Source organism: Mucilaginibacter sp., assembly GCF_039925265.1.
Taxonomy (GTDB): Bacteria; Bacteroidota; Bacteroidia; order Sphingobacteriales; family Sphingobacteriaceae; genus Mucilaginibacter.
The window spans coordinates 13394-39903 of record NZ_JBDSZG010000049.1; the positions used below are offsets into that span (position 1 = coordinate 13394).

20 protein-coding genes are annotated in these 26510 nt (G+C 46.6%); 16 read left to right on the forward strand and 4 right to left on the reverse strand.

Features of this window, described 5'->3' with window-relative positions:
- Positions 1–31: 31 nt before the first annotated feature.
- Positions 32–880 carry a DUF1080 domain-containing protein gene (locus tag ABIX36_RS22720; protein ID WP_348084457.1) on the forward strand — a complete coding sequence of 283 codons (849 nt, stop codon included), beginning with the start codon at positions 32–34 and terminating at the stop codon, positions 878–880.
- Here the strand turns inward: ABIX36_RS22720 and ABIX36_RS22725 are convergent.
- Positions 870–3311: a DUF3857 domain-containing protein gene (locus tag ABIX36_RS22725; protein ID WP_348084458.1), complete on the reverse strand. Its 2442-nt coding sequence runs from the start codon at positions 3309–3311 to the stop codon at positions 870–872. The genes ABIX36_RS22720 and ABIX36_RS22725 overlap by 11 nt on opposite strands.
- Positions 3312–3788: 477 nt before the next feature.
- Between ABIX36_RS22725 and ABIX36_RS22730 the strand changes: the two genes are divergently transcribed.
- From ABIX36_RS22730 to ABIX36_RS22740, 3 genes are all read left to right on the forward strand, one after another.
- Entirely contained in the window at positions 3789–6119 is a 2331-nt protein-coding gene (locus ABIX36_RS22730; protein ID WP_348084459.1) for a glycoside hydrolase family 3 N-terminal domain-containing protein, read from the forward strand.
- Positions 6120–6319: 200 nt separating this feature from the next.
- Positions 6320–7852: a carboxylesterase family protein gene (locus ABIX36_RS22735; RefSeq protein WP_348084460.1), complete on the forward strand. Its 1533-nt coding sequence runs from the start codon at positions 6320–6322 to the stop codon at positions 7850–7852.
- Between the two features lie 196 nt (positions 7853–8048).
- On the forward strand, positions 8049–10421 hold the full coding sequence (locus ABIX36_RS22740; protein ID WP_348084461.1) for an alpha-L-rhamnosidase C-terminal domain-containing protein: 2373 nt from the start codon (positions 8049–8051) through the stop codon (positions 10419–10421).
- Positions 10422–10489: 68 nt separating this feature from the next.
- Here the strand turns inward: ABIX36_RS22740 and ABIX36_RS22745 are convergent, their stop codons facing one another.
- A complete protein-coding gene (locus tag ABIX36_RS22745; protein ID WP_348084462.1) occupies positions 10490–10633 on the reverse strand; it encodes a hypothetical protein in 144 nt (47 codons plus the stop codon).
- Positions 10634–10875: 242 nt separating this feature from the next.
- Here ABIX36_RS22745 and ABIX36_RS22750 point away from each other — a divergent pair, with 242 nt between their 5' ends.
- From ABIX36_RS22750 to ABIX36_RS22805, 12 genes are all read left to right on the forward strand, one after another.
- Positions 10876–11631, forward strand: coding sequence for an ROK family protein (locus ABIX36_RS22750; protein WP_348084463.1), 756 nt, complete (start codon positions 10876–10878; stop codon positions 11629–11631).
- A gap of 24 nt (positions 11632–11655) precedes the next feature.
- Positions 11656–13662 (forward strand): transketolase, encoded by a 2007-nt coding sequence (tkt, locus tag ABIX36_RS22755; protein WP_348084464.1) that lies wholly within the window; start codon positions 11656–11658, stop codon positions 13660–13662.
- 57 nt (positions 13663–13719) lie between these two features.
- Positions 13720–14310 carry a hypothetical protein gene (locus ABIX36_RS22760; protein ID WP_348084465.1) on the forward strand — a complete coding sequence of 197 codons (591 nt, stop codon included), beginning with the start codon at positions 13720–13722 and terminating at the stop codon, positions 14308–14310.
- 27 nt (positions 14311–14337) lie between these two features.
- Positions 14338–15045: a ribose 5-phosphate isomerase A gene (gene rpiA / locus ABIX36_RS22765; RefSeq protein ID WP_348084466.1), complete on the forward strand. Its 708-nt coding sequence runs from the start codon at positions 14338–14340 to the stop codon at positions 15043–15045.
- 137 nt (positions 15046–15182) lie between these two features.
- Positions 15183–16280: a transaldolase gene (tal, locus tag ABIX36_RS22770; RefSeq protein WP_348084467.1), complete on the forward strand. Its 1098-nt coding sequence runs from the start codon at positions 15183–15185 to the stop codon at positions 16278–16280.
- Positions 16281–16447: 167 nt separating this feature from the next.
- On the forward strand, positions 16448–17071 hold the full coding sequence (locus ABIX36_RS22775) for an HAD-IA family hydrolase (protein WP_348084468.1): 624 nt from the start codon (positions 16448–16450) through the stop codon (positions 17069–17071).
- A 1-nt stretch (position 17072) separates the two neighbouring features.
- Positions 17073–18500 (forward strand): NADP-dependent phosphogluconate dehydrogenase, encoded by a 1428-nt coding sequence (gene gndA / locus ABIX36_RS22780; protein WP_348084469.1) that lies wholly within the window; start codon positions 17073–17075, stop codon positions 18498–18500.
- Between the two features lie 102 nt (positions 18501–18602).
- Positions 18603–20114 carry a glucose-6-phosphate dehydrogenase gene (zwf, locus tag ABIX36_RS22785; protein ID WP_348084470.1) on the forward strand — a complete coding sequence of 504 codons (1512 nt, stop codon included), beginning with the start codon at positions 18603–18605 and terminating at the stop codon, positions 20112–20114.
- A 5-nt stretch (positions 20115–20119) separates the two neighbouring features.
- Complete coding sequence (gene pgl, locus ABIX36_RS22790; RefSeq protein ID WP_348084471.1) at positions 20120–20845, forward strand: 6-phosphogluconolactonase; 726 nt, start codon at positions 20120–20122, stop codon at positions 20843–20845.
- 198 nt (positions 20846–21043) lie between these two features.
- Entirely contained in the window at positions 21044–21535 is a 492-nt protein-coding gene (locus ABIX36_RS22795) for a type II toxin-antitoxin system antitoxin SocA domain-containing protein (protein ID WP_348084472.1), read from the forward strand.
- Positions 21535–21882, forward strand: a complete 348-nt coding sequence (locus ABIX36_RS22800) for a hypothetical protein (protein WP_348084473.1) — start codon at positions 21535–21537, stop codon at positions 21880–21882. The genes ABIX36_RS22795 and ABIX36_RS22800 overlap by 1 nt, the downstream gene beginning before the upstream one ends.
- A gap of 151 nt (positions 21883–22033) precedes the next feature.
- The gene (locus tag ABIX36_RS22805; protein WP_348084474.1) at positions 22034–23662 is read left to right on the forward strand and encodes an NADP-dependent glyceraldehyde-3-phosphate dehydrogenase; all 1629 of its coding nucleotides are present in this window, start codon (positions 22034–22036) and stop codon (positions 23660–23662) included.
- Positions 23663–23787: 125 nt separating this feature from the next.
- Here the strand turns inward: ABIX36_RS22805 and ABIX36_RS22810 are convergent, their stop codons facing one another.
- Together ABIX36_RS22810 and ABIX36_RS22815 are read right to left on the reverse strand one after the other, a co-directional pair.
- Positions 23788–24441, reverse strand: coding sequence for a DUF2306 domain-containing protein (locus tag ABIX36_RS22810; protein ID WP_348084475.1), 654 nt, complete (start codon positions 24439–24441; stop codon positions 23788–23790).
- Positions 24438–26360 (reverse strand): YARHG domain-containing protein, encoded by a 1923-nt coding sequence (locus ABIX36_RS22815; protein WP_348084476.1) that lies wholly within the window; start codon positions 26358–26360, stop codon positions 24438–24440. The genes ABIX36_RS22810 and ABIX36_RS22815 overlap by 4 nt, the downstream gene beginning before the upstream one ends.
- Positions 26361–26510 lie beyond the last annotated feature (150 nt).

A 26510-nucleotide genomic window follows, 5' to 3' on the forward strand; every position in this document is an offset into this window, starting at 1 on the left:
TTATTATATTAGGTACATAAATTGCCTTATTATGAAACCCGCCAAGTTGATACTGCCCCTGATGCTTTGTGCCGTTGCTTTTGGCTTTAAAAACACGCCCAATTCTGATAAATGGGAGCAGTTATTTAACGGGAAAGATCTTACCCGGTGGGACACCTATATAGGCCCCGACCTGGACGATAAAGGTAAGCCCATTACAGGCACGCCGATAGGCCTCAATACCGATCCCAGGCGGGTTTTCACCATTGTAAAACAGGATGGTGATAAGGTTATCCGCGTCTCCGGCGAAAGTTGGGGCGCCATTTCCACCAAAAAAGAATACGCCAATTACCATTTGCAGCTTCAATTTAAATGGGGCGCGCTTACCTGGGGGCAAAAAAAGGGGCAGAAGATGGATAGCGGCCTGCTGTACCATTCGGGCGGTAAATACGGCGCGGATTATGGCGCATGGATGAGATCGCAGGAGTTCCAAATAGAGCAGGGCAATAGCGGCGATTACTGGGGCGTGGCCGGCGGCATGGCCGATATACCGGTAATAAGGCGGTACGAGAAGGATTACATTTACAACGTAGGCGGTATGATGAACACCTTTGCAGAGGGGAGCAAGGCCGGGCGGCACTGCATAAAAGGCGGCAATGCCGAAAACCCAAAAGGCGAATGGAACACGCTTGACCTGTATTGCAATGGCGATACCAGCATACACGTAATAAACGATAAAGTAATGATGGTACTGTACCACGGCAGGCAAATGGAGAACGGGCAGCCTCAGCCGCTTACCAAAGGCAAACTACAAATACAATCTGAAGGAGCCGAGGTTTTTTATAAAGGGATCATGATACAGCCCATTACCCAGTTGCCGGTAGAGCTGGTTAAACAATAGTGTTGGGTTCGGCTTTGCTTTCAGCAACCTCGTAACTGTAGTTGCCATGGGGATAAGGCACAATAAATGTTTGTTCTACCCTTTGTGATCTTTTGAAATAGGCTATCCATATACCCGAAAAAATGATCGTCCGGATCATACTGGAAAAGTCGCTATCTGTTATCGTTATGTTAGCAGACATAGCAAAAACATGATCAACCACAGAAAAAACGGCTACGTAGGCATAAAAGCCCATGATATATTTTGGCAGAATGTCGCGCTTATTCAGCAACAATACCAGGCAAAATATAGCGTAGGCTATCATGAAAATATTCCCTGCAGCCTCAAAAACCAGTATTGCCTTATATGTTGTATCGGGAGTGCCTGGCAGGTGCATGTTCCAATGGCTTGCTTCAAGGTAGCCGCCCGATAGTATGGTATAGCTAACCGCAAACGGCGATAACGCCAGCCCAATTGCCACCAAAACAAGCCAGCCACCTATTTGCATAAAGTTTGCACCGCGTTCAAACAACACCTTGTGCGTGTGGATGCGGTAAAGTTTAATGCCTAACAGGGCTAAGCCCGCCGCAAGCGCCAAAAGAAATAGCAGCATCCAATAATTTACGCGGACAGGCACTTTGGTTACATCGGGCGCGTAGCTGAAATTGTAGCCCAATTCGCTGTCGGATATTTGCTTCGCATCGGTGCGCGCTTCGTCCAGTTTATTTACCGCGATAAAATCTTTTAGTGTGTTAAATTTATAATCGAGCGTTAAGGTATCGCCGGTGGTACCCACGTCTGTAGTAAAAGCGTAAGCATCTCTTTCTATGCTGGTATTGCTATGCTCAATGTTCCAGCCGGTAGTCATAACAACGTTAATTACACTTTGCACGTTATACGGATAGGCAATAGATACCGGTAGTTTTGCCCTGTTACCAATGTTGGGCAGCTGGTCGTTTATATACGATGCGTACAACGATGCGCTGTATCTGCCTGCTTCTTTATCGGGCTTAAAAAAATCGGGCACCTTATAATGCTCAATGGTGTTAAGCTGGTTTGCTTTAATATCGTCTTTTATGGTGATGGAGTCCGCAGCCGACTCAACTTTTGGATAGCTTTTGGCGTAATAATCCAGGTAGCCTTTTTCGGTTTCGGCCATGCTGTTCGATGCCAGCTTATCCCTTATCCTGTCTGCTTCGTTTAAAGTGTAGGTAGATATTACTTCCAGTTCGGTTTGGCCTTTCTCGCCGTCAATTACTTTGTAATTTTCGGTAATGACCATTTTGCCGGTTTTTGATGGCGCAATGGCGGTTAATGCGCCATTGCCGGGTTTAATTACCAAGCCTTTGCCATAGTTAGGGAAATAAAGGTTGATGCCGCTGCCCCGCTGGTAAGCTATTGTAGCGTCAATATAAACAGGGTTCCCGACCATGGTTGCTACGCAAACGGCATGATCGAACACGGTTGGCGAGGGTATAAAATCGCTCACTTTATCCCGGGCACTGGTATTAATAAGTGCCATGTGCGCTTCTATACCGTTGGCCATTAAAACCGAGGCCAACAGCAGGGCCTTGTCTTTACAATCGCCATATCGTTGGTTGTAAACTTTTTCGGGGGTGTTGGCGCGGTGCGAGTATTCGCCCAGTTCAATACCCATATAACGTACCTCGTCCTGCACCATCTGCACAGCGCTGCGGAAGTATTTTTCTTTATCGCCGCCTGCATCGGCCTTTAGCCTGGCCACACGGGCCGCCAGTTCGCCTTTTAAGCCGGTCGCTATCGGGTTCACTTTTTGCGCCCAATCAACCACTTGTTGCCAGCTGCTATAATCGCTTATTTGTATATGATTGTAGTTGTCAAACCAGCCCGGCTGGTTATCTGCATACGGCGGGGCCATTACGGGGGCCAGGTTCCACTCGTAGCACTTTAGCCCGTTCTTATCGCTCAGCGCGGCAACCGGTGCTTTATTAAACGCTTTAAAATTAAGTTTACGCCCCGGCGATACCAATAACGCTTTATACAACTGGGCATACGCTTGCGACCCCTGGAAATACAGGTCATCGGTGTAGTTACTGCCAAAAATGGGGTTGCGGCCGGTTATGGTGAAGGCATATTCTATCCGGTCGCCTTTGCGTATATCGTCTAAAATACAAAAAGCCGAAAAGCGCCCCTGGTAAATAAAGCGCGACAGTTCCTTCTCATCGGCAATAACTTTAAAAGAGGTAGCCTTTAGGCGGCTAAGGGGTTTGCCATTGCGCCAAACGGTAACATCATGTACATCCAGCCGCTCGTAAGACGGGTCGAAGGAGATGGATATTTCCGATCCGTTTTGTATGCCGGCTTCTGATACAATTTCGCGGATCACGTGCTTATAATCTGCCTGTTTTTCTATGTGTATCTGCTCCTCAAAAAGCTGGTAAAAAAAGCCGTTCTCCACTTGTCGCGCAGGCAATTTTTTATCGGAAAGCTTAAACCTATTGAGCTATGCGGGGCGCGCGGAAATATGCACGACAGGAGCCGCAGCCTGCGCGGCAACGGAGTTAAAAAGCAGCAGCAAACCACCAAAAGCGAAAATTAATAGAGGGCCGAATCGTTTACACATACCAGCCATGAAAATAACGAATCTTAATTTATTTACCAATAGTTTAAAAATTATTTCATACGGATTTCATAAGGCGCAAACATTTGCGATCAAAAAAAATAAAATGGCATAATCATTTCAACCCTTGCTATTTAAAAAATTAATATCTACCATTGTGTAGTGTTGACACATAGTCTTTTTTGTGTCGATGATAAACCAATTAAACAACACTAATTTCACGAATAAGGCGAATTTCACAACCGTAGGAATGAGGCATGCGTTGCAGGTTTTTATACTCCCTGGTGTTTTTGGCCTACAAGCGTAAACCAAACTAATTAACTAATATATATGAAAAGAAAGTACCTTTTGCTGATTGCTATCCTCCCTGCCATCGCGTCGGCACAAACCAAATACACCGAAAACAAAAACGGCGACGTAATTACCGTTACCAACACCGGCGGCCAAAAGCTGGGTTACTCTGCAACATCGAGCGTTAAGGTTTTAACGGTGGACGGCTTAGCTTTTAAAGACCTCAACAAAAACGGCAAGCTGGATAAGTACGAAGACTGGCGCCTGCCGGTAGATGTGCGCGCTAAGGACCTCGCCGGTAAAATGAGCGTGGAGCAAATTGCCGGGCTAATGCTGTACAGCCGCCACCAAATGATCCCATCTATCCCGGTTGGCCCTTTTGCAGGTACTTATAACGGCAAGACGCTGGCCGAAAGCGGGCTGAATGCCTGGGACCTTTCCGATCAGCAAAAAACATTTTTAAAGAACGATAACGTACGCCACGTGCTCATCACTTCGGTACAAAGCCCGGAAGTTGCCGCCAAATGGAACAACAACGCGCAGGCCTATGTAGAAGGCATTGGCCTGGGCATCCCCAACAATAACAGTTCCGATCCGAGGCATGGCACTTTGGCCACCGCTGAATTTAACGCCGGCGCGGGTGGTACCATATCTATGTGGCCGGGTTCATTGGGTATGGCCGCTACGTTCGACCCATCGGTTACCCAAAACTTTGGGCACATTGCCGCGCAGGAATACCGGGCGCTGGGTATTGCTACAGCTTTATCCCCACAAGTGGATATCTCTACCGACCCACGCTGGAACCGTGTGAGCGGTACCTTTGGCGAAGACCCGCAACTGGCAGCCGACATGGCAAGAGCCTACATAGATGGTTTCCAAACCTCCACCGGCGATAAAGAAATAAAAAACGGCTGGGGCTTTAACAGCGTAAACGCCATGGTGAAACACTGGCCGGGTGGCGGCGCTGGCGAAGGCGGCCGCGATGCGCATTACGGTTTTGGAAAATACGCGGTGTACCCGGGCAACAATTTTGCGCAGCACATGATACCTTTTACCCAGGGCGCATTTAAATTGGCTGGTAAAACCGGGATGGCCGCGGCGGTGATGCCTTATTACACCATCAGCTGGCAACAGGACACCAAAAACCATGAGGCCGTAGCCAACAACTACAACAAATACATCATCACCGACTTGCTGCGCACCAAGTACAAATACGACGGCGTGGTTTGTACCGACTGGCTGGTTACCGGCGATGAAACGGTGATCAACAGCTTCCTGTCGGGAAAATCATGGGGGATGGAAAAGGCTACCATTGCCGAGCGCCACTACAAAATTTTAATGGCCGGTGTTGACCAGTTTGGCGGTAATAACGATATGGTACCGGTAATTGCCGCTTACCAAATGGGTGTTAAAGAGCATGGCGAAGCATTTATGCGCGCCCGCTTTGAGCAATCTGCCGTGCGTTTGTTAAGGGGTAGTTTCCGCACGGGTTTATTTGAGAACCCATACCTGGATATCGAAACTACTAAGAAAACCGTGGGCAATGCCGATTTTATGGCAGCGGGTTACCAGGCGCAGCTAAAATCGATAGTGATGCTGAAGAACAAGGCAAACGTATTGCCTTTGCAAACCGGCAAAACGGTATATGTGCCTAAGAAATTCACCCCTGCAGGCGTTAACTTTTTAGGAATGAAAACGCCCGAGAAAAACGAATACCCGGTGAATATGGAAACCGTAAAAAAATATTTTAAAGTGACCGAGAATCCAGAGGAGGCAGATTATGCGCTGGTATTTATTGCCAGCCCGATAGGCCACGGCGGTTACGATGCCGATGATGTTAAAGCAGGTGGCAACGGTTACCTGCCGGTATCGTTACAGTACGGCAAGTACACTGCCGAAACCGCCCGCGAAACCAGCCTTGCCGGTGGCGACCCGCTGGAGAAATTTACCAACCGCAGCTACAAAGGCAAATCGGAAACGTCAACCAACGTAACCGACCTGGCCATGGTGACCGATACCTACGCCAAAATGAAAGGCAAGCCGGTGATCGTATCCATCAACCTGAGCAACCCGATGGTATTTGCAGAACTGGAAAAACAAGCAAACGCTATACTGGTAGATTTTGGCGTACAGGGCCAGGCCAGCCTGGATATCATGACTGGTAAGACAGAGCCATCGGCTTTATTACCATTGCAAATGCCATTAGACATGAAAGTAGTTGAGGCCCAGTTTGAAGATGTACCACACGATATGAAATGCTACACCGACAGCGAAGGCCATACCTACGATTTCGGGTACGGATTGAACTGGAAAGGCGTTATAAAAGATGGCCGTACAGCTAAGTATGTAAAGGTTGTGGCAAAACCATAGTATAATCAAATAGAAAAAACGTCCTCCTGAATTTATTTCAGGAGCCCATAGGACAGGTAACCGACCGCGCTTAGCTGCTAAGCACGGTCGGTTATTTTGCAAGTGGGGTGCCGAAATAAACGGCATGACGTGTTAGTTTAGTACTGTTGCCGCCAGCAATATTTCAAATCGTACATTTAACCAACCACAAACCAATTACTATGAAACGCCTTCTCATCCTCCCTTTAATCTTGTTGTGTGCCTGTGCTATGGCACAAACCAAATCTATGGTCGCCAAAATTGATGGGGGCCTGGTACGTGGCGTTTCTAATAGCACCGGCGATATAATGAGCTATAAGGGTATCCCCTTTGCCGCGCCTCCGGTTGGCGATCTGCGCTGGAAAGCACCGCAGCCGGTAAAAGCATGGAAAGGGGTAAAGGAGTGCACCGAATTTTCTAAGATGCCGGTGCAGGGCAAGCCCAACGAATTTGGCGTTTATACCCGCGAGTTTTTAATAAAAGATGAACCGCTAAGTGAAGACTGCCTTTACCTTAACGTGTGGACGGGGGCTAAAAATCCATCAGAAAAGCGCCCGGTAATTGTATGGATCTACGGCGGTGGCTTTAGCAGCGGCGGCACCAATGTGCCCATTTACGATGGCGAAGCTTTAGCTAAAAAGGGAGTGATACTGGTAAGCGTAAATTATCGCGTGGGCATATTAGGCTTTTTTTCCCACCCGGAATTAACCAAAGAATCGCCAAACCATACATCGGGTAATTATGGTTTAATGGACCAGCTGGCAAGCTTACAATGGGTAAAGAAAAATATAGCCAGTTTTGGTGGCGACCCTGCCAATGTTACCATTGCGGGGCAATCGGCGGGCTCTTACGGGGTTAATTACCTCGTGGCATCGCCATTGGCGAAAGGCCTGTTTAAAGGCGCCATTGCCGAAAGCGGCGCACACATGGTGCCGGGTCCGGGCAGCGGAACCACTTTAGCACAAGCTGAACAAGGCGGATTAAAAGCAGCCGAAGCTTTACATGCACCCAGCCTTGCCGAATTACGGAAATTACCCGCCGAGGAACTATTAAAGCAAAATGGTTTTCGCCCGATAGTGGATGGCTACTTTTTGCCGCAGATACCGGCTGATATTTTTGCAGCGAATAAAGAAAACCAGGTGCCTTTACTCACCGGTTGGAACGAGGACGATGCATTTATGGGCAGCATAAAAAAAGCCGCGGATTATACAGCAGGCATCCAAAAACGCTTTGGTGATAAAGCCGCTGAAGTTCTGAAACTTTACCCCGGCAAAACAGACGCGGAAGCAGAAAGGTCACAGATCAGGATGTCGCGCGATGGCTTATTCGGCGTGCAGAACTATACCTGGGTAAACGTGCAAAGCGCTAAAAATAAAGCCAAGGTTTACCTGTACCGCTTTACCCGCCGCATGCCCGCAACCGAAGCATTTAAAAAATATGGCGCATTCCATACCGGCGAGGTGGGTTATGTATTTAACAACCTCAAATTCATCAACCGTCCTTTCGAGCCGGTTGATCAGGAACTGGCGGATACCATGTCGTCCTACTGGGTGAATTTCGCTACTTCGGGCAACCCTAACGGTCCCGGCTTGCCTGCATGGCCGGTTTATAATAGCAAGGGTAACCAGGTGATGATACTGGGCGAAAAGCCCGTCGCGGAGCCACTCCCCGATAAAGCCGCTTTGGATTTTATGGTAAAGGATATGATGAAATAAAAAGCTTTTTGTCATCCTAAGCGATAGCGAAGCATCTAATAGCGATCTGTACATCACCGATATACCAATCGGCGATCAGTTGCTTCACTCCGTTCAGCATGACATTTTTTTGCCCTCTTACAAGCAGCATACCCCAGCACAGTTTTCACAAAAACAAACTCTACCTTTAGCCAACCTGTTATAAATTTTCCTGCTTATGAAGTTTATCTACGTCGTTTCACTGGCACTGGCTTGCTTTATCTTTTCGCTAACCGCCAAAGCGCAAAGCGTCAATCCTGCATTGCTATCCCAACAATGGAAAGCTTCCTGGATAACCGTGCCCAACGAACCGGCGCACGATTATGGCATTTACCATTTCCAAAAAACGGTAGATCTGCCAACCAAACCGGCCAGGTTTGTGATCCATGTCTCGGCAGATAACCGCTATAAATTATACGTGAACCATACGCTGGTATCGCTGGGCCCCGCACGCGGCGATACCTATTATTGGAATTACGAAACTGTTGATATCGCGCAATACCTCATTGGTGGTAAAAACACCATTGCGGCCACGGTGTGGAACGATGGCGAGTACCGCCCCGAGGCGCAGATAACCCAGCAAACCGCCTTCATTTTGCAGGGCGATACCGGGGTAGAAGAAGTTTTAAATACGGATGCCAGCTGGAAATGCGTCCGTGATAATGCCTACAAACCGCTGCTTGGCGTGGGTTACAGCACCTACTACGTAGCCGGCCCCGGCGAACAGGTGGATATGCACAAAACGGTTAAAGATTGGCAAAACAATGATAACGGTTGGCTCAACGCGCAAAAAATAGACCGGGGTAGCCCCAAAGGCTTCACCAACGCCTTCGGCTGGATGCTGGTTCCGTCGTCGTTGCCGCAAATGGAAATGAAGCAACAGCGGTTGACTGCACTGCGAAAAGCTACAGGCATTAATGTTCCGGCGTCTTTTCCGGCGGAGAAAACTGCGATTACCATTCCCGCCAATACCAAGGTCTCGCTGTTGTTGGATCAGTCGTTTCTTACCAACGCGTATCTAACGCTAAATTTTAGCGGTGGAGATAATGCGGGGATTTCGCTCACCTATTGCGAATCGCCGATGAGGAACGTGGGAAACACCTATCAAATTGTAAAACCTAACCGCAACGAGGTAGAGGGCTATAAATTTGTTGGCCGTAAAGACAGCGTGATCTCTGACGGCACCGCTAAACAAAGCTTTACTACGCTTGCGTTCCGTACCTACAGGTATATCCTGGTAAATATTTCCACCAAAGATGAACCATTAACCATCGATGATATCTACGGAACCTTTACCGGCTACCCCTTTAAATTCAACGCCAAACTAAACGCAGGCAACCCCGAAATGCAGCAAATGCTGGATATAGGTTTCCGCACCGCCCGTTCCTGCGCCATGGAAACCTATTTTGATTGCCCGTATTACGAACAGCTGCAATACATTGGCGATGGCCGCATCCAGGCGCTGATTTCTTATTACAACACAGGTGACGACCGCCTGGCCCGCAACGCCCTAAACCAAATGGATCACTCGCGCCTTGCGGAGGGCATCACCCTGAGCAGGCACCCCTCGTTTAGTCCGCAAATTATTTCCACGTTCTCGCTGTGGTATATCAGTATGCTGCACGATTACTGGATGTACCGAAACGACGAAGCTTTTGTAAAGGACAAACTGGACGGTGCCCGGCAGGTGCTTGCCTTCTTTGCAAAATACCAGCAGGCAGATGGTTCGTTAAAAAACCCACCGTACTGGCGCTTTGTAGATTGGGTAGGAACAAAAGGGTGGGATTTTGGCCAGCCGCCAAAAGATGCAAACGGTAACTCCGCCATGCTGGATATGCAACTGCTTTGGACACTGCAGCAGGCAGCCGAAATGGAAAGCAAGATAGGCCTGACCGTTTACGCCGAAATGTACAAGGCCCGCGCGGCAAAATTAAAAGCTACCATTCAGCATAAGTACTGGGATGCACGCAACGGGTTTTATGCCGACGCAAGCGATAAGCAAACCTACTCGCAGCACGCTAACGCGCTGGCTATTTTAAGTGGTGTAGCCGGAGCCAATACCGTTTCGCTTGCCAAAAAAATAGAGGCGGACAGCAACCTGGTAAAATGCACCATCTACTTCAAATACTATCTGCACCAGGCGCTGGTAAAAGGTGGACTGGGGAATAATTATATGAACTGGCTGGATGTTTGGCGCAACAACATTAAAATGGGCCTTACCACCTGGGCCGAGATCTCCGACCTGGAGCACGACCGCAGCGATTGCCATGCCTGGGGAGCCAGCCCCAATATCGAGTTCTTCCGTACGGTGCTGGGGATAGATAGCTATGCGCCTGGCTTCAGCAAAATAAAAATAGAACCGCGCCTGGGTAAAATGGAAAGCGCGTCGGGCGAGATCCCGCACCCTAACGGTGTGGTGGCGGTTAACTACGCAAAAAGCGGCGGGCACTGGGCTATTAACATCAGCCTGCCTATGCGTACCGATGGGGTGTTGGTATGGAAAGGCAAAAGCTACCCTTTAAAAGGTGGGAAGAATTTGTTGAGTATTTAAACCGTTGACTTTAATGATTTTTTTGATTTGCGTGATTTTTCATCAGCGTAATCCGTTTATCATTAAAATCAACGGTTCAGAAAGCTGCGATAGGGATGGGCGCATATACCGGCCATAGCGCGTAAGGCCTGCAGGCGTATGAGCATACAGCCCGGGCCAAGGGCATCGCCATTATAACAATTTACACCTTTATCCACACCGTACCGTTTCATGTTTAATCAATGTCATAAAGCCGGTATAATCCCTGCGGCTGTAAACCTTTTTAAGAATAAAAGGGTTAATTAGCCAGCGTTTTTACATTATGCAGAAAAATTAGGTAGATATAATTTTAAATGTATATTTGACACTTATTAAATGTATAGTGTTTTAATATACATTTTATATTTATTTATTATTAAAAATGTGATATTTACAAACTTTAACACCAACTAACGGCTATAAATACCACCGGTTCATGAAAACAACACCTTCTCAGTTAAAAATCCTCTCTATCGATATTGGTGGTTCCAGCATCAAAGCCACAATTTTGGATAGCAAAGGCACCCTGAAGATGGATTACAAAAAAGTGGTGACGCCAAAACCGGCCACCCCAGAAAATGTGATCAAATCGATAAAAACACTGGTGAAGGATTATCCCGCGTACGATAAAGTATCGGTAGGCTTCCCGGGTTATGTGCGCAACGGCATTGTAAAAACCGCTCCAAACCTCGGTAACGATTTCTGGAAGGATGTAAACTTCCGCCTAAAGCTGGAAGAGGCTTTGGGTAAAGATGCACAGGTAGTAAACGATGCCGATATGCAGGGCCTTGGCGTTGTAAGCGGCAAAGGGCTGGAAATGGTAATTACCCTGGGCACCGGCTTTGGTACAGCGTTATTAATGGACGGGCACCTGCTGCCGCATTTAGAGGTGGCGCATCACCCGGTATCAAAGGGCCGCGATTACGATGAATACATAGGCGATATAGCCCTTGATAAAGAAGGCGTAAAAAAATGGAACAGCCGTATTAAAAAGGTTTTTAAGATCCTGAAAACCGTTTTTAACTACGACTACCTGTATATAGGCGGAGGCAACTCCGATAGGCTTACCTTTAAGCTTGATAAAAATATGAAGATTGTAACCAATGCCGATGGCATAAAAGGTGGGGCGAGATTGTGGGCAGAAGACAAACACCCGGTTACACACACTACAATGGCAACCCCAACTAAATAACAAACCTTTCTTTTTAATACGACGATGGAAAAACCCAACGAAGCACTCGAAAAATTAGCGATAGATACCGTAAGAATTCTTTCTGCGGACGCAGTACAAAAAGCAAATTCGGGCCACCCCGGCACCGCAATGGCATTGGCCCCAATGGGCCACGTATTGTGGACCAAATTTTTAAACTACAATCCCAAGAACCCTGATTTTGCAAACCGCGACAGGTTTATCCTTTCTGCCGGTCACGCTTGTATCTTGCAGTACAACTTCTTGTATTTAACCGGTTACGACCTTTCTTTAGACGATATTAAGGCGTTCCGCCAAATGAACAGCAAAACTGCCGGCCACCCCGAATACGGTTTGGCTCCGGGCGTTGATGTTACCACCGGCCCGTTAGGCGCCGGCTTTGCAAACGGTGTTGGTTTTGCCATTGGGCAAAAACACTTAGCTGCCCGTTACAACAAACCGGGTTTCGACCTTTTTAACTACAACATTTACGCTATTGTGAGCGATGGCGACATGATGGAAGGCGTAACTTCTGAGGCTGCTTCATTAGCAGGCCACTTGCAGTTAGGCAACCTGATCTACTTATACGATGATAACCACATATCTATTGAGGGCAGCACAAATGTTGCGTTTAATGAAGATGTAAGCGCACGTTTCCGTGCTTACGGCTGGCATGTGCAGGAAGTTGCGGATGTTAACGATACCCACGCTTTGGAGCTGGCTATCATCAACGCGAAGACCGAAACCCAAAAACCATCATTGATCCGCGTTCGTTCATTGATCGCTTACGGTAGCCCGAACAAATCGGGTACTGCAGGTTCACACGGTTCGCCACTGGGTGCTGATGAAATTAAATTAGTAAAAGAATTCTTCGGTTTCGATCCGGAAAAATCATTCAACGTACCTGCCGAAGTATTGGAATACTACCATGCTAAAGGCGCGCGCGGTGAAAAAACCGAAGCAAAATGGAACGAGCTATTTGCAAAATACAAAGCTAAATTCCCTGAATTAGCCACTGAATACGAAACAGCAGTTTCTGGTGAATTGCCTGCAGGCTGGGCAGACAGCTTGCCAACCTTTAAAGGTTCGGACCCTAAAATGGCTACCCGTCAGGCATCCGGTAAAGTATTGAACGCCGTTGCCGCAGGCCTGCCAAACTTAATTGGTGGCGCTGCCGACTTATCGCCATCTACCGAAACCAACTTAAAGGAGTTTGATTCATTTACATCAGAGAACAGGGCCGGTCGTAACTTCCACTTCGGTATCCGCGAACACGCTATGGGTTCTGCATTAAACGGTATGTCTTTAACAAAAGGCGTGTTACCGTTTGGCGCAACCTTCCTGCAATTTGCTGATTATATGCGCCCGCCGATTCGTTTGGCTGCCATTATGAAGATAAGCCCGATATTTGTTTACACACATGATAGTATAGGCCTGGGCGAGGACGGTACCACCCACCAGCCAGTTGAGCATTTGGCAACATTACGCGCTATCCCTAATGTTACCGTTATCCGCCCTGCAGATGCCAACGAAACCTCGTTTGCATGGAAGGTAGCCATAGAGAAAAAAGGCGGCCCAACTGTATTGATATTTACCCGCCAGGGATTACCAATCCTCGATCAGGATAAATACGGTAAAGCATCAGGCCTGGAAAAAGGCGCTTACGTATTATCTGAAGCAAGCAAAGGCGTCGACCTGATATTATTAGCAACCGGTAGCGAAGTAGCTTTGATAATGGAAGCACAAGCTAAACTGGAAGCAGAAGGTATCTCTACCCGCGTGGTAAGTATGCCATCGTGGGAATTGTTCGAGAAACAGGATGCTGCTTACAAAGAATCGGTATTGCCAAAAGCAAGCCGTAAACGTTTAGCCGTAGAAATGGCATCACCAATGGGATGGCATAAATACACCACCGACGAAGGCGATATGCTGGGTATGACCACCTTCGGCGAATCTGCCCCGGCAGAAGAGTTGTTCAAACACTTCGGCTTTACAGTAGATAACGTAGTTAAAAAAGCGAAAGCTTTATTGTAGATCTGAGATATCAGCGTTGCATTTTAAAACTTCGCAGCGCTGATTACTTTAAATAAAATGAGCAGCAAGCATTTTTTCCTAATCGCATCCATGATGATGTCGGTTGCTATCTCCGGAGGAGCAAATGCGCAAACTGAAGATAGAAAGGAAAGTGCAAGGATTTTTGTCCAACAATTTTACGACTGGTTCGGCAATATTTATCATCGGGAACGGCATATTACGGCTCATTTTGTAGTCCTGAAAACTAAGCCCGAATACATTGACAAAAAATTGCTTGATGCGTTAATTGCAGATGACCGGGCTTCGGCGAGGCATCCAAGAGAAATTATAGGCTTAGGCTTCGACCCCTTTGCAAACTCGCTAGACAACAGGCAAGGTTTTCAAACAGGTCGTGTAACACAAAAAGGCGACAGGTTTTTTGTTAATGTTCATGATATAAGAGGCGGCCAGCCAGCAAGTGCGGTAGCAAAGTTAGTACTGACCGCCGAAGTGGCTAATATGAACGGGCGCTGGGTATTTATGAATTTTATATATCCAAAAAAGGCAGGCAAATACACACCAGGCGATGGATATTTAAACGATGGCGAAACCTTGTTAGGCGCATTGGATAGTGTACGTAAAGACAGAGTAAAATCAGGCAGAGAGTAGATCTGTGAATAGATTGATTTTTTATAAATGAGCGGACAAAGCGAACTTATTAATAACCTGGAGTGGACGGCCACAATTACTAATCCAATTGGGAAGCAAAAAGTAGCGCAGCAAATTGCCGCCATGGTAAAAGATGGCGATATACTTGGTGTTGGCTCTGGGTCTACGGTTTATTTGGCTTTGCTGGCAATAGCAGAGCGTATAAAAGCCGAAAAGTTAAACGTGCTGGCCATACCGACATCTTTAGAAATATCGATGTTTTTGAGCAAGCTGCGTATACCCATCACCTCCCTGTTTGAACACACGCCCGACTGGCTTTTTGACGGAGCGGATGAGGTTGACCCCAAAAACAGCCTGATAAAGGGCCGCGGCGGGGCAATGTTTAAAGAGAAACTTTTGATAGCGAGCAGTCCGCTGAACTATATAATTGTAGATGATACCAAGATAGTGGATAAAATAGGCACCAATTTCCCTATCCCTATCGAAGTTTTTCCGCAGGCTTTATTGCACGTGGAGGCCGAACTGAAAAAGCTTGGCGCCAACAGCATTGTATTGCGCCCTGCCAAAGGCAAGGACGGACCGATAATTACCGAAAACAATAATTTGATACTGGATTGCCGTTTTGATGAGGTGCCCGATACGATGGAGCGCGATATTAAATCGATAACCGGGGTGATAGAAAGCGGGCTTTTTATAGGCTACAACCTGCAAATTTTAGTAGCAACCAATAATTAAACGGTTTTTTACGCTGCCGTAACGCAAGGATGAGATTGGATTAACAATATATCCCCGCAGAATTAAGAACTTTACATAATACAACGAGGCTATCTGCCTCAGGAACAACAAGAAAAAGAAAATTAACAAAACCTAATATGGCAACCAACAACGTTAAACAAATACACGATTTCGGCCAGAGCATTTGGCTTGACTTTATCGACCGCGAGATCATCTCTTCTGGTAAATTGAAACAACTGATTGATGAGGACGGCGTAAGGGGCGTAACCTCAAACCCGGCTATTTTCGAAAAAGCCATCACCAGCAGTGCCGATTATAATGAAGATATTAAAACCCTTGGCGCTACCGCTGCAACTACCGAAGAATTGTTTTTTGGGTTGGCGATAAAAGATATACAAGCTGCTTGCGACCTGTTTGAAAGCGTGTATAACGAAGAAGTTGCAGGTGCAGATGGTTACGTAAGTTTAGAGGTATCTCCGTTTTTAGCGCTTGATGCCGAAGGCACTGCCACACAGGCAGAATTGCTTTGGAAACAAGTTGATCGCAAAAACGTAATGATAAAAATACCGGGTACTAAACCGGGTTTACAAGCTATACAGGCATCAATTGCCAATGGCATTAACATAAACGTTACTTTACTTTTTGGTTTAGAGCGTTACGAAGAAGTAACCGAGGCCTACATTTCAGGTTTGGAAGAGCATTTAGCCGCCGGCCACAAAATTGGCCACATATCATCAGTAGCAAGCTTCTTTTTAAGCCGTATAGACGTTGTAGTTGACCCGCTATTGGAAGCCAAAGGCGAGAAAGCTTTGGTTGGCGAAGTAGCCATCGCATCAGCAAAAAAAGCATACGAAATTTACAAAAGAGTGTTCAGCACCGAGCGCTGGAAAAAACTGGAAGCCGAGGGCGCAAAACCACAGCGTTTGCTTTGGGCAAGTACCGGCAGCAAAAACCCTGCGTTTAAAGACACCAAATACGTAGAGGCTTTGATTGGCCCTGATACCGTTGATACCGTTCCTTTGGAAACTGTTGACGCGTTCCGCGATCATGGTATTGCAGCTAACACCTTAGAATTAGGTTTAGACGAAGCAACCGCAGCTTTAGCCAAATTAAAAGAATTAGGTATAGACCTGGATGCCATCACCCAGCAACTGGAAGACGAAGGTATCGAGAAGTTTAACAAACCTTTCGAAAAATTGCTGAAAGCGATTGAAGACCAAAAGGATAAAGTATAAGCTTTAGAATAAGAGTTTAAAGGCAGAGGCCTGTGCGATTCCCCTCTCGAGAGGGGTGCAGGGGTGTGTTAGCAGCTTGGTTAACACACCCCGCCACCGCGCTAAGCCAACCGCATCCCTCTCAAGAGGGGAACATAAAATAGAAGATTAAGTATTAGCCCTGCCTTATGAAATACAAAGACCTCAAGATCCTTTTTTTTGACGTAGGCGGCATTTTGCTGACTAACGGATGGGGGCACGAATCGCGTAAGGAAGCTGCGAAGAAATTCGGGCTGGATTACGAAGAAGTGAACGCCCTGCATAACTTCATCTTCAACGTGTACGAAATTGGCAGCATCTCGCTCGACCAATACCTCGATACGGTGATCTTTAACCATCCCCGCGAGTTTGTTCGTGAGGATTTTAAAGAATTTATGTACGCGCAGTCGAAGGAATTGCCCGAGATGCTTGCTTACCTTAAAGAGTGGAAAAAGAATTGCGGTTTCCGTATCATCTCCATTAATAATGAGGGCAAGGAACTGAACGATTACCGGGTGAAGAAATTTAAACTGCACGAGGCCTTTGACGCTTTTATCTCCTCGTGCGAGGTAAAAATGCGTAAGCCTGATCCGGGCATCTGGCAATTAGCCATGGGTATTGCGCAGGCATCGCCCGAGCAATGTGTGTATTTCGACGACAGGATCATGTTTGTAAAAACAGCCGAAAAGCTGGGCATCCGTGCCTTTCAGCATACCGACTTCGAGACAACTAAAAAAATATTAAACGACCTTAAAGACGAAAACCTCAAATAACATGAGTGCAACAACAGATAAATATGCCTTTGGCATGATAGGCCTGGGTGTTATGGGCCGCAGCTTACTGCTCAACATGGCCGATCACGGCTTCGCGGTAGCAGGGCACGATAAAGATACCGGCAAAGTATCCTCGCTAAACGAGGAAGCTGGCGACCGTAAAGCAAAAGGCTTTGGCGATGTAAAAGAATTTATAGCAAGCCTTACCACCCCGCGTGCCATTATGATGCTGGTACCCGCCGGTAAAATTGTAGATGCCGTAATTGAGGAGCTTACACCGCTGTTGGAGAAAGGCGATATTTTAATTGATGGCGGTAACTCGCACTTCACCGATACCAACCGCAGGGTTGAGCAACTGGAAGCTATTGGGCTGCATTTCTTCGGCATGGGTGTATCTGGTGGTGAAGAAGGCGCACGCAAAGGCCCGAGCATGATGCCGGGTGGCGATAAGCAAGCCTACAACGTAATGAAACCGATATTTGAGGCCATTGCTGCCAAAGTGGATGGCGTGCCTTGCGTAACGTACATTGGCCCGGGTGCATCTGGTCACTTTGTGAAAATGGTGCACAACGGTATTGAGTACGGCATTATGCAGTTATTGGCCGAGACCTACGAGATCATGAAAAAAGGGTTGAAGCTGGATAACGATGCCATCGGTAAAATTTTTGCCGAGTGGAACGAAGGCCGCCTGCAATCATTCCTGCTGGATATCACCAAGGACATTTTCAAATTTAAAGCACCGGGTACCGACCATTTGCTTTTAGATGATATTAAAGATGAGGCACGCGCCAAAGGCACGGGCAAATGGACATCGCAAAGCGCTATGGACCTGCAGGCTCCGATCCCTACGGTAGACGCCGCGGTTTCTATGCGCGATATGTCAAAATACAAAGCCTTGCGCACCCAGGCAGCCGCTATTTACAGCACTGCCGATCACCAGGCTATCGACGGTAATGCCGAAGAGCTGATCGCCGCTTTAGAGCAGGCCTTCTACTTTACCATGATCATCAGCTACGCGCAGGGCATGCACATGCTGTCCAACGCATCAACCGAATACAAATACGAATTGAAGCTTGACGAGATCGCTAAGATCTGGCGCGGCGGCTGTATCATCCGTTCGAAATTCCTCGAGAATATTTACGGCGCATACGGTAAAGACCAATCATTAGCCCATTTGCTTTTAGATGGCGATGTGGCCGCCCTTGTGGAAGGCACGCTGCCGGGTATCCGTAAAATTGTGTCGTCTGCAGTTTCTGCCGGTATTGCGGCACCTGCTTACGCGGCATCATTAAGTTATTTTGATGCTTTCCGCAGCGAACGCATGCCATCAAACTTAACCCAGGCACAGCGCGATTATTTTGGAGCCCATACTTACGAGCTGATAGGCAAAGAAGGAACCTTCCACACCCAGTGGGTACCTAAAGATTAAAAACCGAATCAAGAACCAGGAGACAAGAACCAAGACAACAGAAGTATTATCCTTATCTTAATTCTTGTCTCTTGATTCTTAACTCTCTAAAAAATTATCACCATGAGTAATGTAAAATCTGACCCTACCATATTTATCATTTTTGGCGGCACGGGCGATTTAAATTCCCGCAAAATTGCCCCGGCCCTCTACAATCTTTTTTTAGATGGCTGGATGCCAAAGCAATTCTCTATCATCGGTACCGGCCGTACCAAGCTAACCGATGAGCAATTCAGAGATAACTTGCATAAAGACATCGACCAATTTTCGCGCAGCGGTAAAACCGACGCCAAGAAATGGGCCGAGTTTGTAAAGAACATCCACTACCAGGTATCAGACGCTACCGATTTTGAAACCTACAAAGAATTTGGCAAGCGCATAGACGCGCATAACGAAGAATGGAAAACAACCGCCAACGTGTTGTTTTACCTCGCCGTTGCGCCAAATTTCTTCCCGATAATTGCCTCCAATATTTCCAAAGCCAAACTGGCTGAGGATAAGAACAAGGTGCGGATCATTATCGAAAAACCGTTTGGCCACGATCTGGAGACCGCTAAGGAACTGAACGAATTGCTGAAAGGTATTTTTGATGAGTGCCAGATCTACCGTATCGACCATTACCTGGGTAAAGAGACGGTACAGAACATTATGGCCTTCCGCTTTGCCAACTCCATTATGGAGCCTTTGTGGAACCGTAACTATATCGAACACGTACAGATCTCCGTTACAGAGCAATTGGGCGTGGAAGACCGCGGCGATTACTACGATGGCTCGGGCGCTATGCGCGATATGATCCAGAATCACCTGTTGCAGCTGCTTTGCCACATTGCCATGGAACCACCGGTGAGCTTTGTTGCCGATGAAGTACGTGACCGTAAAGTTGATGTGTTAAAGGCCATGCGCCGATTTAGCCCGGAAGATGTGCGGATGTCCGCCGTGCGCGGCCAATACGGCAGCGGCTGGATGAAGGGGCAGGAAGTGCCCGGCTACCGCGAAGAGGGTAAAGTAGATCCGGATTCGAATACGGAGACCTTTGCCGCATTTAAGTTTTTTGTAGATAACTGGCGCTGGCAAGGTGTGCCGTTTTACGTGCGCACCGGCAAAAGAATGCACCAGTCGTCATCGGTTATCAGCATCCAGTTTAAGGATGTGCCCCATTTAATATTCCCTACCGAAGCAGCCGAAAGCTGGCAGCAAAACAGGCTCATCATCAGCATCCAGCCCGAGATGAGCATCCGTTTACAGGTGCAGGCCAAACGCCCGGGTATTGATATGGTGCTGAACGTGGTTGATATGGTATTTGATTACAAAGGAACTTACACTAGCCAGGCACCGGAGGCTTACGAAACACTGCTACTGGATACCATGCATGGCGACCAAACCCTGTTTATGCGTGGCGACCAGGTAGAAGCAGCATGGGAGCTGGTAATGCCGATATTAAACACATGGCACAATAAAAAGAGCCTTAACTTCCCTAATTATTCTGCGGACTCGTGGGGGCCGGAAGCTGCCGAGGCATTAATTGCCCGCGACGGTTTCAACTGGTTCACCCTGCCTGTTGCAGGTAAAAAATAAGTACTATGAAACTGAACGTATTTAAAACCGCCGACGAAGTACTGGCCAGTTTGGCTAATTTTTTTGCCAAAACAGCTAAGGAAGCCATTGAGAAGCACGATCGGTTTACTGTAGCGTTAAGCGGTGGAAGCTCGCCAAAAAAACTGCACGAGTTGCTGGTGAGCGATTACCGCGATAAAATAGAGTGGAATAAAGTGTGGTTCTTTTTCGGTGATGAGCGCGATGTGCCTTTGACGGATTCGCAGAGCAATTACCTGATGGCGAAGAACACCCTGTTCGATCCGCTGGGGATAGATCCCGCGCATATCTTTCCGGTCCATACAGATCTGGGTGCCGAAGAAGCCGCCAAGCACTACACGCTTAACCTCATCAGTTTTTTCGACGGGCATAACGCCTGTTTCGACCTGGTTATCTTAGGTCTTGGCGATAACTCGCATACCGCGTCACTTTTCCCGCATACATCTGTGCTGAAAGATGAAAGCGCGTCTATCCAGGCTTTGTATATAGACGAGGTGAAAATGAACCGCATCACCTTTACTGCCCCGCTTATCAACAACGCGCACCACATCGCGTTCCTGGTATACGGCGAGGGCAAGGCTGAAGCCGTGAAGCACATTTTAGAAGATGCTAAAAACATCCCTGAATACCCCGCCCAGCTCATTGTAGAAACCAGCGATGGCGACCTGCAATGGTTTATGGACGAGGGGGCGGCGAAGGATTTGCAGAAATAAACGTTTTTTGAAAGGTATAGCAAACATATTACTGCCGCTGATAAATAGTTGGTAATAAGCATATTATTTAAATGTGTTTAAAACTATTTCTGTTGATAATTGCTATTTTTAAACAAGCATTTGTTACTCTTGTGTAAATAATTACCTTTGCGCCCTTTTATCCTTGTTTTATACTAAATTTTTTAGTAAATTAGCATTATGTATTCATCACATCAAATAGCAAATTTCTTTATTAAAAAAAGTCTTTCAACGGGAGTTGAGTTGACTCCTATGAAATTACTAAAGCTTTGTTATATTTCCCACGGTTGGCATCTTGGCCTTTACAATACCGAGTTGTTAAATGAGGCAATTTTTGCGTGGAAATACGGTCCAGTGATAAATAGCGTTTACCACGATTTTAAAAAATATCGGGATGGTCAGGTTAGCGAATTATATGTAGACTTTATGACTGGAACAATACCCTTGCCAACAGAGGACAAAGCGCCGTTTTTGGATAAGATTTGGAATATTTATAAGGGGTTTAATGGCGTTCAATTATCCACCATGACCCACCAACCCAACACGCCTTGGGATATAACTTGGAATCAAAATGGCGGAAAAAACAAAACGAGTGCCATTATCCCCAATGATTTGATTAAAGATTATTATTCGAAAAGACTTGATGCTGTAAGAGTTCCAGCGGTGGCATAATGAATAACGATCCTTTAAATATATTAGATGCGGCGGCGGCACAATCTAATCCCTCCCAAGGGAATGACGAATTAGCAAATCAGGAAAACAACATTAAGTTTAGAGAGGGTGAAAGGGGCGAAAGTTATAGAACCCATATTCATAGGATTATAATTTGCTTTATGTATATCATGGGATTCTGTTTCACTGTTTTAACAGTTGTAAGAGCTTGGGATTTTATTGCTCCAGAAAATTTAAAGTGGCTTTCCGAAGCCCAAGACCATGATTTAGAACGAATCCTTTTTTCTGGTATTATCTTATCTTTTGCAAGCAAATACTTTAAGAAATATAATATAGTAGAAAATTAATTTGTGGGGGGGGAGCTTAAACCAAAAGTTTAAGCTCCCCCCCACAAATTACTACAACGTTTCCGTCAGTTTTTCCCGCACCATTGGCTCCTACTCTTGCTTTCCCCTGCAAAGAATTGTAATTTAGGCTTACATAAAAACTACCCCGCCTATGCAAGATTATCAACAACAACTCCGGGCCATGTTTGTGCCCGAGGACGAGATTCCCGCCCAGCACCGTATAGAAGAAATTCACCAGCGCGAATACCTGGTTAACGGCGAAATGCGCCAATGGGATGGCGACGTAAGCGAGGTGTATTCGCCCGTAATGCTGCCCGATGCCGATGGCGTGCTCAAGCGTAAGCTGATTGGCACCTACCCCGTTTGTGGGGAGTACGAAGCAATGGAAGCTATGGATGCCGCCCTGAAAGCCTACGATAATGGTCGCGGCGAATGGCCCACCATGAGCATTGTAGATCGCATTAAGTGCATGGATCAGTTTGTGTACAAAATGATAGAACAGCGCACGCTGATCGTTAAACTCATTATGTGGGAGATCGGTAAATCATACGCCGATTCTGCCAAGGAGTTTGACCGTACCGTGGAATATATCAATGCAACCATCGATGGTTTAAAAGATATCGACAGGCAATCGTCGCGTTTTGAGATGGCTGAGGGCTTAGTTGCCCAGATCCGCCGTTCGCCACTTGGGGTGGTGCTTTGTATGGGGCCGTTCAACTACCCGCTAAACGAAACTTTTACCACGCTGATCCCCGCCCTTATTATGGGAAACACCATATTATTTAAACCACCTAAGCACGGTACGCTTTTGCATTACCCTTTACTCGAAGCTTTCAGGGATGCCTTCCCTAAAGGTGTGGTGAATACTGTTTATGGCCGTGGCGCGGTGGTAACGCCGGGTTTGATGGCAACCGGCAAGATCAACGTGCTGGCCTTCATCGGCAGCAGCAAAGTGGCCAACGACCTGAAGAAGCGCCACCCCAAAGTGAACCGCCTGCGGGCCGTGCTCAGCCTGGATGCCAAGAACGCCGCCATCGTAACCAAAAACGCCGACCTGAAACTCGCCGTAAGCGAATGTATTTTAGGCGCGTTATCCTTCAACGGACAACGCTGTACAGCCATCAAGATCATATTTGTACATAAAGAGGTAGCCGATGAGTTTTTAAAGCTCCTGAGCGATGCCGTAAGCGCACTAAAGCCCGGCCTGCCCTGGACAGACGGCGTAAAGCTTACCCCGTTACCTGAGCCACATAAACCGGCTTACCTGAAAGAGTGCATAGACGATGCCATAGCCAACGGCGCCAAAGTGATGAACGAAAACGGCGGCGTAACTGCCGAATCATTTGTGTTCCCGGCGGTGGTATACCCGGTTAACGAAAAGATGAAGCTGTACCGCGAGGAACAGTTCGGCCCTATTATCCCGGTGATCCCATTTGAGGATATCGAAGAAACGATAGATTACCAGATAGATTCGCCGCATGGCATGCAGGTGAGTATTTTTAGTAATGATGCCAAAGAGATCTCGGCATTGATAGACCCCTTTGTAAACCTGGTGAGCCGTGTAAACATCAACAGCCAATGCCAGCGCGGCCCGGATGTGTTCCCATTCACCGGGCGCAAGGACAGCGCCGAGGGAACGCTTTCTGTGCATGATGCCTTGCGTTCATTCTCTATCCGTTCGCTGGTAGCGACCAAGATGAATGAGGCTAACAAGCAGATCATTAACGAGATAGTAAACAACAACGACTCGAACTTTTTGAGCACGAAGTATATTTTGTAGGGAGTTCATAGTTGATGGTTCATAGATTATTGCAGCCGGTAAGGTAGCTACTATGAACCATCAACTGCTTTTCCATCGCGTCACTGCGAGGCACGAAGCAGTCTTTAAGCTGTGCGGTCGCCTACTTACCTATCGGGAGATTGCTTCGCGCCTCGCAATGACGTGTTGGTTTTTTTCCTGTTTATCAACTCCGCCAACAGCAAATTGGGCACCCAGCTGGCAAAGGCGATAATAACGTAATTATGTTCGAAGTTTACGCCATGCCCAAAGGTGTCCAGCGACCAGATGTAAAACCTGAGGGTAACCGCGCCAAAGGCTAAGGCGTAGCTGCGGCGCATCATTTTCTTGTGGTCATCTACATTGCCTTTCATCACCAATAACCAGCCGGATAGGGTAAAAGCTACCCAAAGCGTGTTTTGCAACAAGAACGAAGCGAAAACAGCGGGCCCCCGGCCCACAAACAAAGTCATGATATAAGCCCCGGGCGCGGCAAGAAACAAAATACCGAATACGTATAGCTTGCCCAGCGTTTTATGCAACGGGCGGTTTTGGTAGACTCTTTTAGAGAACTGGAAAAAGCCCGCTACCAATATCACGCTGCTTGCCAAAACGTGGCAATAAAAGGCAGGCATATACCAGCCAGTTTCTATAGCATGTTGCTTTATCTCCAAAAAACGCGTGTTTTGCCTAAAAATAAGGTATTGCACAATTGTACCCGCGCTCAGCAACAGCGCCCACAAAAAGGCGAAGTACCACAATACCCTAACTACAATTCTCATTTCAATGCCAACGTGGCGGGCTTGGTTATTTTTAGTTTGCGGTTTATAAAGTCGATGTTGTATTTATCAATGGCGGTCAATGAGTCGTCAACGCTTACATTCAAAACTGTATCGGTACCGTTTGTAAAGCGGTATTCAAAAATACTGTTCCAGCGCTCGTTTTTAAATTTATACCTGTACGATGCGTATATCTCGTTCTTCATTATTTGCAAAATTTCGGGCGTGGTGTAACTAAGGGGCCTTTTCTTTGGGTCGCTCACATCTTTATCGTAGTTGGCCAATACATAGCAGGCCTGCAGGTACGAGTCGTCTAATTTGGCAAACTGTGTAGGAAACATCCTTTCGGTTTTTAGCGCCACCAACTTGCCTTTTTCAACCTTCAGGTAATAGTAATAAGGCCCTTCATCAATGTACTGGTGTTCCGTCAGCATTTCCTGGTTTAGCATGGCGGTAGTCTTAAATTCAAATAACGAGTCATTAAGCGCCCTTATCGAATTTTCGTTGCAAATACCGGTTAGTTCGCCACCACCGTCCTCTTCACCAAAAGAAGAATTCCCGCTAAAACCGAGCAGTTTGTTTTGGCGCTTATCCACCAATACCACTTGTTTGTCCTGGTATAATCCGCCGCGGCCTCCTAAATAATCGTTTACTACCGAGTAAAACGCGCTTTGAAACCAGTTTTCTTCTTTGTTTTCATCACCGGTATGTTTAACTGCGATAGACCCGCTGCCATTGCCGCCGTCTTCGTCATTCAGGCCTGTTCGTAACGGGTTGGGGAATTCCATAAATTTAGGTAAGATATGTAGCTCTACCATGTACGATGGCGAAATGACCAGCGAAGTAGGGTTGTTCCGCGAGTTATGCTCCATGAGGCTCCCGGCGCTTTTTTCCGATAACGTGAACGAACCCGATAAGTATTTAACCTTAGGCAGCATATCGCCAATTTTTAGGCCGGTTATATTATCACTTATCGATAGGTCTTTTTTCAGGTAAGAATAGTCGGCGCCATTTTTAAGCAGGGCAAGGTTATCACCATCATTAAGGGCCAGTATCTGCTCATAATTAACCGGCACAACCAATTTCCCGGCCATGTTATAAAAACCTTTTTTACCATTTTTCTCCACTTCTATCAGGCTATCAATAGTGCCACCTATGTTGTGGATCAGATCATACTCAACGGGAATAATTTCTGTTAGATCGGGCGCTACCAACCCCATCTTGAAATCGGATTTTTCCCGTTTATCATCGGCCGGTAACTCATCTTCGTAGTAATAACTCTCAGCTACTTTACCTTTCACCACATAAAACCAGGTTTTGTTATTTATATGCTGAAACCAAAGCACGCTGTCGTAGCGGGCTTTTAACTGCTCGGCTGTTTTAAAGGCGGCAAGTGTAATGGGTTTGTATAAATCTGTTTCGGGTACCGTGGCGTTGATCACTTTGTTTTGATACTTAGCGTAATCTGCCCTGAAGTCCTCGGTTTTTACGCTGTATATTTTGTATTGCTTGTTGCCAATGTTATGAATAAGCAGTTTAAGACTGGAATAGCCGACGGGTAAACTGGGGTGTTCAAATCTTACAATTACCCGGGCCTCTATCAATTCAGGGTTTGTAAAATCCAACCCGGCATTTTCCATGTCCAGCGCAACTTTAAACAAGGGTTTGCTTTTACCGCTGAGTTTGGTTTTGCCGCTTAATACATTTACAAGTATTTTGTTTAATGCCTTGTTTTCATTGTTTTCGAAAAAGGTAAGAGCCGATTTTGTCTGCCCGTCTTTCAACAAAGGGTTAACCTGCGTTAAGAAAGCCATTACTTCAGCTTTCTCGGGCGATTTTACTGTTTTGCTGCGCACAAATAAAAAGCCGCAAACAGCAACTAACAGTAGAGCTGCTGCAATAAGGGTAGGTTTGGTTTTCATACGATAATGATAAGCAAATAAAGTTATTTAAAAAACAGTCCTCGCTCAGCGGAGTTTAAACAATGTTAAACGCCTTTTATAGTGTGTTTTAAACACTATAGGTTTCTTCTATATCCTATAGATAATTGAGATAAACCCGCCCGCCTAAAA